The sequence below is a fragment of the Paenibacillus darwinianus genome (assembly GCF_000598065.1).
GTDB lineage: Bacteria > Bacillota > Bacilli > Paenibacillales > Paenibacillaceae > Paenibacillus_I > Paenibacillus_I darwinianus.
Genome location: NZ_KK082155.1, coordinates 16,946 through 26,303 on the forward strand (window position 1 = coordinate 16,946; position 9,358 = coordinate 26,303).

The 9,358-nt window shown below is 56.2% G+C and carries 10 protein-coding genes; 2 read left to right on the plus strand and 8 right to left on the minus strand.

Going from position 1 to position 9,358, the window contains the following annotated elements; genetic code table 11:
* Nucleotides 1-287: Gfo/Idh/MocA family protein (locus BG52_RS07465; protein WP_036667052.1), on the minus strand; the 287-nt coding region annotated here is incomplete at its 3' end.
* Between the two features lie 165 nt (nucleotides 288-452).
* Here BG52_RS07465 and BG52_RS07470 point away from each other — a divergent pair.
* The gene (locus tag BG52_RS07470; RefSeq protein WP_036583966.1) at nucleotides 453-1,325 is read left to right on the plus strand and encodes a helix-turn-helix transcriptional regulator; all 873 of its coding nucleotides are present in this window, start codon (nucleotides 453-455) and stop codon (nucleotides 1,323-1,325) included.
* Nucleotides 1,326-1,367: 42 nt separating this feature from the next.
* Here BG52_RS07470 and BG52_RS07475 read toward each other — a convergent pair whose 3' ends face one another.
* From BG52_RS07475 to BG52_RS07505, 7 genes are all read right to left on the minus strand, one after another.
* A complete protein-coding gene (locus BG52_RS07475) occupies nucleotides 1,368-2,087 on the minus strand; it encodes a response regulator transcription factor (RefSeq protein WP_036583964.1) in 720 nt (239 codons plus the stop codon).
* Nucleotides 2,088-2,184: 97 nt separating this feature from the next.
* Nucleotides 2,185-3,957 carry a two-component system histidine kinase PnpS gene (gene pnpS / locus BG52_RS07480; RefSeq protein ID WP_036667053.1) on the minus strand — a complete coding sequence of 591 codons (1,773 nt, stop codon included), beginning with the start codon at nucleotides 3,955-3,957 and terminating at the stop codon, nucleotides 2,185-2,187.
* Nucleotides 3,958-4,011: 54 nt separating this feature from the next.
* The gene (locus BG52_RS07485) at nucleotides 4,012-4,989 is read right to left on the minus strand and encodes a bile acid:sodium symporter family protein (RefSeq protein WP_036583956.1); all 978 of its coding nucleotides are present in this window, start codon (nucleotides 4,987-4,989) and stop codon (nucleotides 4,012-4,014) included.
* A gap of 92 nt (nucleotides 4,990-5,081) precedes the next feature.
* Complete coding sequence (locus tag BG52_RS07490; protein ID WP_036583954.1) at nucleotides 5,082-6,623, minus strand: FumA C-terminus/TtdB family hydratase beta subunit; 1,542 nt, start codon at nucleotides 6,621-6,623, stop codon at nucleotides 5,082-5,084.
* Nucleotides 6,624-6,781: 158 nt separating this feature from the next.
* On the minus strand, nucleotides 6,782-6,970 hold the full coding sequence (locus BG52_RS07495; RefSeq protein ID WP_051587753.1) for a DUF302 domain-containing protein: 189 nt from the start codon (nucleotides 6,968-6,970) through the stop codon (nucleotides 6,782-6,784).
* Nucleotides 6,971-7,012: 42 nt separating this feature from the next.
* Nucleotides 7,013-7,807 (minus strand): sulfite exporter TauE/SafE family protein, encoded by a 795-nt coding sequence (locus BG52_RS07500; RefSeq protein ID WP_036583951.1) that lies wholly within the window; start codon nucleotides 7,805-7,807, stop codon nucleotides 7,013-7,015.
* A gap of 291 nt (nucleotides 7,808-8,098) precedes the next feature.
* The gene (locus BG52_RS07505; RefSeq protein WP_036583948.1) at nucleotides 8,099-8,326 is read right to left on the minus strand and encodes a sulfurtransferase TusA family protein; all 228 of its coding nucleotides are present in this window, start codon (nucleotides 8,324-8,326) and stop codon (nucleotides 8,099-8,101) included.
* A gap of 370 nt (nucleotides 8,327-8,696) precedes the next feature.
* Here BG52_RS07505 and yfbR point away from each other — a divergent pair, with 370 nt between their 5' ends.
* Entirely contained in the window at nucleotides 8,697-9,305 is a 609-nt protein-coding gene (yfbR, locus tag BG52_RS07510; RefSeq protein ID WP_036583945.1) for a 5'-deoxynucleotidase, read from the plus strand.
* The last annotated feature ends 53 nt before the right edge of the window (nucleotides 9,306-9,358 follow it).

Below are 9,358 nucleotides of genomic sequence, written 5' to 3' on the forward strand. Positions count from 1 at the left end.
ATGACATGCTTGCCCGCCTCAAGCGCCGCGATCGTGATATCGGCGTGCGAGTCGTTCGGCGTACAGACGTGGACGACATCGATCGTGCGGTCCTTCAGCAGCTCGCGGAAATCCTCATACACAACGGCCTCCGCGCTGCCGAATTTCGTCTTGGCCTCCTCCGCGCGTTCAAGGACGATATCGCAGAACGCCGCCAGTTCCGCTTCTTCCACTTTGGCAAGGCTCGGCAAATGCTTGCCTGTCGCGATCCCTCCGCACCCGATGATGCCGATTCTAACTTTAGCCATCCTTTATTCCTCCCAATATTTCGATAAAATAGGTCATTTTTCTGTTCGATGCTTGATTCTTTGAGGCAAGACACACTAGAATAAAGTATATTGCGATTGATCCCATAAAGTAATGCCGATTATGGCGACGCTTTTATGCGATTTTGTCCTGGGCGAGGTGCGGCATTGGAAGCTTATAACGAGAAAGTTGATTATGAAAACCCTCTTTTGTCGTTGAAAATCTTTCAGACGAAGCGAGAGGACGATCTCTTCATCGGCTGGCACTATCACCGCGAGGTGGAGCTGCTGCTGATCGATCAGGGCGAGCTTGATGTGTATACGGAAGACGACTACTATCATCTGGAACCCGGCGACATCGTCGTGATCGGCTCCTCGCAGCTGCATCGGGACCGCAGCATGGCGAGCGGCTTGCTCGAGTACTACGTGCTGCAGTTCGATCTCGACCAGTTTTTCGACCACAGCACGATGCCGTATATCCGGTTTTTTACCGAGACCAAAAATCCACTCAGTAAAATCAATTATATTTTCAGCGAGAAACCGGAAGTGAAGCGGGAAATCGCCCGGTGCATCAAGGATATATTCCACGAAGCCAAAACCAAATCGGCCGGCTACGAGCTGGCGGTCAATATATTGATCAAAACGATTCTGCTGCACCTGCTCCGAGGCGATTCCCGGCACACGCTGGCCGAGCACGACGATTTCGACCGGGCGCGGCTGAAGCCGGTGTTCGATTATGTGGAGGCCAACCTGACAGGGAGGATTCATGTCGATCAGGTATGCAGGCTGGCGAATATGAGCTACTACTACTTCGTCAAGTTTTTCAAAAAGGCAGTCGGGTTGTCCTTTACCGAATATGTAAATTACCGCAAAATCAAATGGGCGGAGCGCATCCTGCTCACCGAGGACCGCAGCATCTCGGAGATCGGCGATGTGATCGGCATCCCGAACATGGCTCACTTCTACAAAATGTTCAAGAAATACAACGATTGCTCGCCGAAGGAATACCAGAAAAAGATGCTCGCATGGAACCGCCAATAATTTCCGCCCGTTAACCGCCTTATACAAAAAAAACCGGACACCTTATCTAGGCGATCCGAGCTTTTTTGGCATGACCAGCTTGTAGCCGACGCCGCGGATGGACTCAATCTGCACCGACTGCTGGTTAAGCTCCAGCTTTTTGCGGAGCGAGCTCACATGCACGTCCACGGTTCGTTGTCCGCCGATGTAGTCGAAGCCCCACACCACATTCATCAGATCGTCACGGGTAATGACCATGCCGGGCCGCTGTACCAAGTATAAAAGCACCTCGAACTCCTTTGGACGCAGCGGCACGGTCTCGCCGCCAATCACGACCTCGTATTTCTCCGGATAAATCTCCAGCTCGCCGGCTGCGATCACCTTCTCGTTCCGGTCGGCAGGCTGCGCCTCCTCGTTCTGCGAACGGCGCAGCACGGCGGACACCCGGGCAAGCAGCTCGGCAACGCCGAACGGCTTCGTGATATAATCGTCCGCGCCGTGCTTCAGCCCTTGGACGACCTCCTCCTCCGCATTGCGCGCGGTCAGGATGATGACGGGCGTGCGGATGCCGTTCTGCCGCAGCTTGGTCAAGACGTCAAAGCCGTTCATGCCGGGCAGCATAATGTCCAGCACGATCAAGTCGAACCGACGCTGCAAGGCGGTTTGCAGCCCTTCGGCGCCGTTATCGGAAACCGTCGTCTCATACCCTTCCTGCGTCAGGTTGTAAGAGAGCAAACGAGCCAAAGTCGGTTCGTCCTCGACGACTAAAATGCGAACAGACATAAGAACCCCTCCGTTAGGACAAATCCGACATTTATGATCATCATAGCACGTTTAGGCTGGTGAAGTGTCAAAGCATTGTAAAATGTCGCCACGAGTTCTAGGACTGCAGCACCGGAAGCTCGATCGTAAAGGTCGAACCCGCCCCCACCGTGCTATCGACCGCGATTGTTCCTTTATGCAGCTCGACCAGATGCTTGACGATCGACAGGCCGAGTCCCGTGCCGCCGGAGCTGCGCGACCTCGCCTTATCCACCCGGTAGAACCGTTCGAAAATGCGCGGCAGATCCTTTTTGGGAATACCGATGCCCGTGTCGGAAATGCGGATGCGGATATGGTCGTCGTCGCCGTCCACCTTCACCGTGACCCGTCCGCCCTCGGGCGTGTAATTGATCCCGTTTGAAAGCAGGTTCATCATAATTTGGCGAAGCCGGTCCTCGTCCGCCTCCGCATACAGCCCCGGTTCGACGGCTGCATCAAGCAAGATGCCTTTGCGCGACGCTTCGGAAGCGAGCAGCTCGAGCGTTTTTTCGGTGAACGACGACAGCTCGACCGGGGAAAACTGCAGCGGCACGCGCCGGGATTCCACCTTCGACAGCTCCAGAATGTTTCCGATCAAACGGTTTAGCCGCTCGCTCTCGTCGTAAATGATTTGCAGAAACGCTTTGGCCGTATCCGGATCGTTCACCGCGCCGCCGAGCAGCGTTTCGGCAAAGCCTTTGACTGCAGCGATCGGCGTCTTGAGCTCATGCGACACGTTCGCGACGAATTCACTGCGCATCCGCTCCAGCCGCCGAATGGCGGACACGTCCTGCAGCACCAGCAGCACGCCGCCGAACTCATCGCCCGAATGGAACACCGGCACCAGGTTGATTTCAAGCAGCCGTTCCTCGGGAAAATAGAATGTGATCTCGTCGTGCAGATGCTCCCGCTTCTCGAGGCCTTCCTGAATGATCTGGGCGAGCTCATACTGCTGCTTCGCCTCGGCGTAATGGCGGCCCGCCAGCTCGCGCGCCGAGAAGCCGAGCACCTCCTCGGCCATCCGGTTGAGCAGCAGAATCCTGCCGCTCTTGTCGATCATGACGATGCCGTTGATCATGTTGTCCAAGACGCTTTCGAGCTGGCCTTCCTTCTGACGGATACGTTGCATCTGATCCTGCAGGCTTTCCGCCATCGCGTTGATGGCCACGCCAAGCTCGCCGATCTCATCGTTTTTCGTAACGGGCACGCGCGCCTGGTAGTCCATGTTCTTGATCCGCTTCGCTACGCGCGTAATCAGCTCCAGCGGGTGCGTCAGACCAAGCGCAACCCGGTAGCTGATCGCAGCCGCAAAGATGAACAGCAGAAGCAGGCCGGATAGAAGCACGACCCACAGCTCCCGGATACTTCGCTCCACGTCGTATATGTTCATCGAGAGCCGGACAATCTTGGAATCGGGCGCTCCCGGCCGCAGCGCATACGCCACATACAGCCAATTCTGCTTCACCGTCTCACTCTCGCGGATGTCGCGGCCGACACCGTTGCGCTTGGCCGCGTTCACTTCCGGACGCTTGACCTGGTTCGCCATCTGACTCTGATCAAAGTCAGAGTCGCCAAGCACGTCGCCGTCGCCGTCGATGAACGTGACGCGTGCGCCGGTAACCTCCTTGAAATGCGCCGCCCGTTCGGTGTAATAATCGGCCGCCAGGCCGGCGTTGCCGTCCCGCCATTCCACGCTGTCGATAATCAGCTTGATTTCGCGAACCATATTTTCCTGCAGTGCGCTTATATATTTGCGTTCGAACGATTGCGCCATAAAAAGCCCGGCCGCCGAAACGGACAAGCCGGTCAGTACGATCATGATGACGGCCAATCGGGAGCGAAAGCTGTTCATCGGCTTCCTCCTTCTGCCATTAGCTTGCATTGCCGAATGCGACACTATACGATTTCATCCTACATGGCGCGAGACCGGTTGCCCAGCTTCTTTTTTGTGAAGTTTTTGTAAAACGTAATGATGCAGCGTCGCGACCGGCTGCTGAACCAGAATCGCGAGCACGACCGGTACGGCTGCCAGCGGACTGAAGTATTGCAGCGCGATGACAATGCCGAGCGAGATGTTCCGCATCCCGGTTGCGTAGGACGCCGTCGCGGCGAGCTCCCTGCTGCGCAGCGGCAGCACGCCGAAGAAACCCGCAGCGTAGCAGATGCCGACAAACAGCACAACGACCGGGACAAGCTTCGCCATGTCGGCTTTGAGCTCGACGACATGCGGCTCGATCGCTGCGGCGTTCAGCGCGACGACCGCCGTGAAGCACAGCTTGGATACCGGGCCGGTGACCGGCTTCATGCGCTCCGTGATTCGGCCCTTGGTCGCTTGGTTTAGAAGCACGCCGGCGATCGTCGGCACGACGACGATCAGAAGCAAATCCGCCATCATCGCACCCGTATCCGTGCGGATCGAATCTCCGAACAGCAGACCGATGCCGGCCGGCACGACAAACGGGCTGATCAGGGAATCGATGACGACCAGTGATAGCATCATCGCCACGCTGCCGCCGGAGAGACCGACCCAGATGACTGAGGAAACGCCGAGCGGGATGAGCGCAAACAGCACAAGCCCGATCACATACGGCGATTCCGGACCGTAGAGGAACACCCCGATCGCATAGGCGGCCAGAGGCAGCGCGATATGCGCGAGCAGCAATGTCCACAGCATGGGCCAGGGACGGGCAAGAACGTGCCGAAGCTGGCCGAGCCCGCAGCCAAGACCCATCGTAAACGTGACGACGGCGAAAAGTGCGGGCACTGCGGCCACGAACGGAAGCAGCCCGTCGGCAAAAAGAAATCCCAGGAGTAGAGATCCAGGGATTAACAGAAACATCCATTGTTCGAATAGGCGATTGAAGGTCGTTCCGAATTGCCGCATTAGCATGGCTCACTCTTTCTGTATGGAACAAGGGATGGTATGAATGCTCAGCGCACGATGACCGGTGGTGAGACAAAGCGCTGTCGCAGCGACTATTTGAACACCGGCTCCTTGAACTGGCCGAGCTTGGCCAACGAATCCCGCTCAACGTCGGCGTGAAGGCTGTTGCCGTGCGCGTCCATGGTCACGATCGCCGCAAAACCCTCGGTTTGCAGATGCCACATCGCCTCCGGAATGCCGAATTCCATGAAGTCGACGCCGTTCACCCGCTTGAAGCATTCGGCATAATATTGCGCCGCGCCTCCGATGGCATTGAGATAAACCGCTCCATGCTCACTCAGCGCGGCAAGCGTCTTTGCGCCCATGCCGCCTTTGCCGATAACCGCGCGGATGCCAAATTTTTTGATGATGTCACCCTGGTACGGCTCCTCGCGGATGCTGGTGGTTGGGCCCGCTGCCTTGACATGCCAGCCTTGTTCGTCCTTGAGCATAACCGGACCGCAATGATAGATGACCGCGCCGTTCAGGTCGACCGGCGACTCGTGGTCGATCAGATGCTTGTGCAGTGCATCGCGTCCGGTATGCATTTCGCCGTCGATGATGACGATGTCGCCGACATGCAGCGAACGTACCTGCTCCTCGGTGAACGGCGTCTTCAGACGCACCTCGCGGCGCTCCGCGCCAGCCGCCGCCTGCGCTGCCGTCTCCTCCGCCGTCGCTTTCATCGGGACCTGCTGGCCTTCCGGGTACAGCCATTCCTTGATTTCGCCGGTTGCCGCGTTCAGCAGCACGCCTTGGCGGCGATATGCCCAGCAGTTATAGGCGACCGAGACGAAAAAGCTTGCCGGCAAACGGTTCATCACACCGACCTTGCAGCCGAGCAGCGTCACCGCGCCGCCGAAGCCCATCGTGCCGATGCCGAGCTTATTGGCATTCTCCATGACGTATTCCTCAAGCTGCTGCAGCTCAGGGATCGGGTTCGTGTCGTCGACTCTGCGGAACAGCTGCTGCTTCGCCAGCTCGTAGCCGGTCGTGCGGTCGCCGCCGATGCCGACGCCGATGAAGCCGGCGCTGCAGCCTTGGCCCTGCGCCTGGTAAACGGCATGCATGATGCATTTGCGGATGCCGTCAAGATCGCGGCCCGCCTTGCCCACTCCCTCCAGCTCGGCCGGAAGGCTGTATTGAATGTTTTTATTCTCGCAGCCGCCGCCCTTCAGGATGAGTCGGACGTCGACGTCGTTTTTCTCCCATTGCTCGAAATGGATGACCGGCGTGCCGGGTCCCAGGTTGTCCCCTGTGTTCCCGCCCGTCAGCGAATCGACGGAGTTGGTGCGCAGCTTGCCATCTTTCGTCGCGCGCGCAATCGCATTGCGGATGTGCTGCTTCATGACGAGCTGATTCGCATCGACTGGCGTGTGGACGATAAAGGTAGGCATGCCGGTGTCCTGGCAGATGGGCGACACGTTGCATTCGGCCATCTCGATATTGTTGGCAATCGTCGACAGGGACAGGCCGGCGCGGGTTGCGCTGTCCTCCGCCTCCTGGGCGGCTTTAATCGCCTGGCGGACATCGCCCGGCAGGTTGGTCGACGTCTCGACGACGAGTTGATAAACACTTTCTTCAAACTTGTGCATAACGGTGTGGCAGCTCCTCTCTGTCGCTGGTCTGTAATAGTTTTATAATAATGGAGTGCGGAGCTATGTACAAGGCATCATTTTGAGCTGGCAATGGCGACGACAAACACACCGCCCCGCACAACGGCGGACGGTGTCTTTGCGCATAATTGCCGGATTCAGCGACTCCGGTGCGCATTTTCGGTAAGCACCCGCTTGGCTTCCACCGGATTGCAGACCTCGAGTATGTGATACGTCCGATTAAACTCCACACCTTTTTCCTTCAGCTTCTCCTTCAAGTCCAGCTGCCACAACACGCCGAATTGCTCCGATTTCAGCTGCTCCTGGATATCCTCAATTGCCTGCAATGACGTTTGTTTGTTTCCACCGTATAATGGAACATGTTAAATTCATTTCCATAAAATAGACACCCATACTTTAACGGCCGTTGCGGCGATCAGTACAACGAGCCCGTAGCGCAAAATCCGCACATCAATTTTTGAACTTACCCTGGAACCGAGCGGAGCGCCGATCAAACTGCCCAGAACCACAAACACCGTCGGCCATACCGGGAATGGACCTGCCGTTATTTTGCCGATTGCGCCGCCGATGGCCGAAACGAACACGATCGCAAGCGACGAAGCAATTGTGACCCGTGCGGGAATTTTCAAGACCGTCAGCATAATCGGAATAAGAATAAACGCGCCGCCAGCGCCGACGACGCCCGACACTATTCCTACCATAAAAGCGGCCGCTGATGCGATGACCTTGTTGAACTCTATCTCCCCTTGCGCCGTGTCCTGCTTCACGCGACTCGGAATCAGCATCAGCACTACCGCAATGACCGCCAGCGTTCCATATAGAATATTTATGGCTTCTTCCTGCAAATACCGGGAACCGAATCCACCGACAAGACTCCCGAGCCAGATGCTGCCGCCCATGTACAGCACAAGTCCCTTGTGCACAAGCGCTGCCTGATCGCCTCTCGTTCGAAAAGCGATGACGCCTGCCAATGAAGCGAAGAATACCTGAAATATGCTGATGGTGGCGACTTCCTGTGCGGTAAATGAAACCAAGCCGAGACCGGATGGAACAAACAGCAGAAGGGGATAATTAAGGATAGCTCCGCCTATGCCGAGCAGTCCCGAAAAGAAAGAGCCGACTAAACCAAGGAGCAGCATAGTCACAAATAGGAGAATGTCCATAAATTCCTCCTTGTTCCTTCTCCAGCAATCAGTTATAATAAAACCAAGTAAATTCATCAGAAATAAGGTGATATAAAATGCTGACCGCGTTGAAAAAAATATTTGAGCATAAATGCCCGATCTGCAACGAACCATTACTGTCAGTCAACGAGACGCTGTGCTGCACAAAGGCCTGTCCGGAGGGGCATTACAAAGAAGAAAGCTATTGCTCCCTTGGAGTTCGAATCGTATATGACGGTTTAAAATAAGCGAGCACTCTCCGTGCCCGCTTATTTTTTCTTACTTCACCGTTTAAATCTTTTTCACGAAAAATTTGTAAACGCCGTGGTCTTCTTCATGTTTCATAAGTTCATGCTTGGTCTGCTTTACCCAAGCTTGGAAATCGTTGACGGAGCCTTTATCCGTGGAAATCACTTCCATCACCTGCCCCGGTTGCAGCCCGTCGAGCGCTTTTTTTGCTTTAACGATCGGCATCGGGCATGCCATTCCTTTCGTGTCGACAACTAGATCTGCTTGCATGGTTATGCCTCCTTTAGTGATCATGCACGGCGCAGCTCGTGCTGACGATCTTCACACTGCGTGTTTTTTGTTGGAACTATTCAACTCGGCATAGTAATTCAATCATTAGTATGCCGCCTGCGGATAAGTTCATGTATGTTGAATTGCCGTACCGCTGCAGAGTCTCGGCCATCCAGTTCCTCATACACATACCCCCATGGGTATAAATATATGCTATACGGTCGCCGATGTCAACACCTTTCAAGGTTTAAGCCATACCCCTTAGCCTGCGGTCTTTTATATGATACGATATAAACCATCGACACCATTGAGGTATAGATGCCGTTATTCCGCCTTTAACGAGCCGGGCATCGGAAAGGACAATCGAGACTTGGAAAGCCATTTTTTTGCTTATATGTACAGGCTGCGTTATATCGAGCGCTGGAGCCTGATGCGCAACACGACGCCCGAGACGGTCGCCGAACACTCCTACCATGTCGCGCTGCTGGCGCATATGCTCTGCGAGATCGGCAACCGCGTCTACGGCCGGCGCCTGAACGCCGATCGGGTTGTATCCTTGGCGCTGTTCCACGACGCGACCGAGGTGTTCACGGGCGACATTCCGACACCGGTTAAGCACCACAATCCCAAAATGCTGGCAAGCTTCCGCGAGATCGAGGCCATGGCCGCCGACCGGTTGCTTGGCATGGTGCCGGAGCCGTTGCGCGATGCGTATGTACCGCTGCTCGCCGGAGGTACGGCTTCCTCCGTTTCGGCCAATGCGGACCGCGAGCTCCTGCCCTATCTTAAAGCCGCCGATCTGCTCGACGCCTACCTGAAGTGCCTGTCCGAGCTCTCATCCGGCAACCGCGAGTTTGCCGTGGCCAAGGGCCAGGCCGAGCAGAAGCTCGCGCAGCTCGCCATGCCCGAGGTCGAATGGTTCCTCGCGTACATGGCGCCCAGCTTCGGCAAAACGCTCGACGAGCTGTCGGGAGACTGAGCTCGGAGGCTCCACCGAATGACCCGGTCAAGCCGAAAAAGGGGCGGACGGGG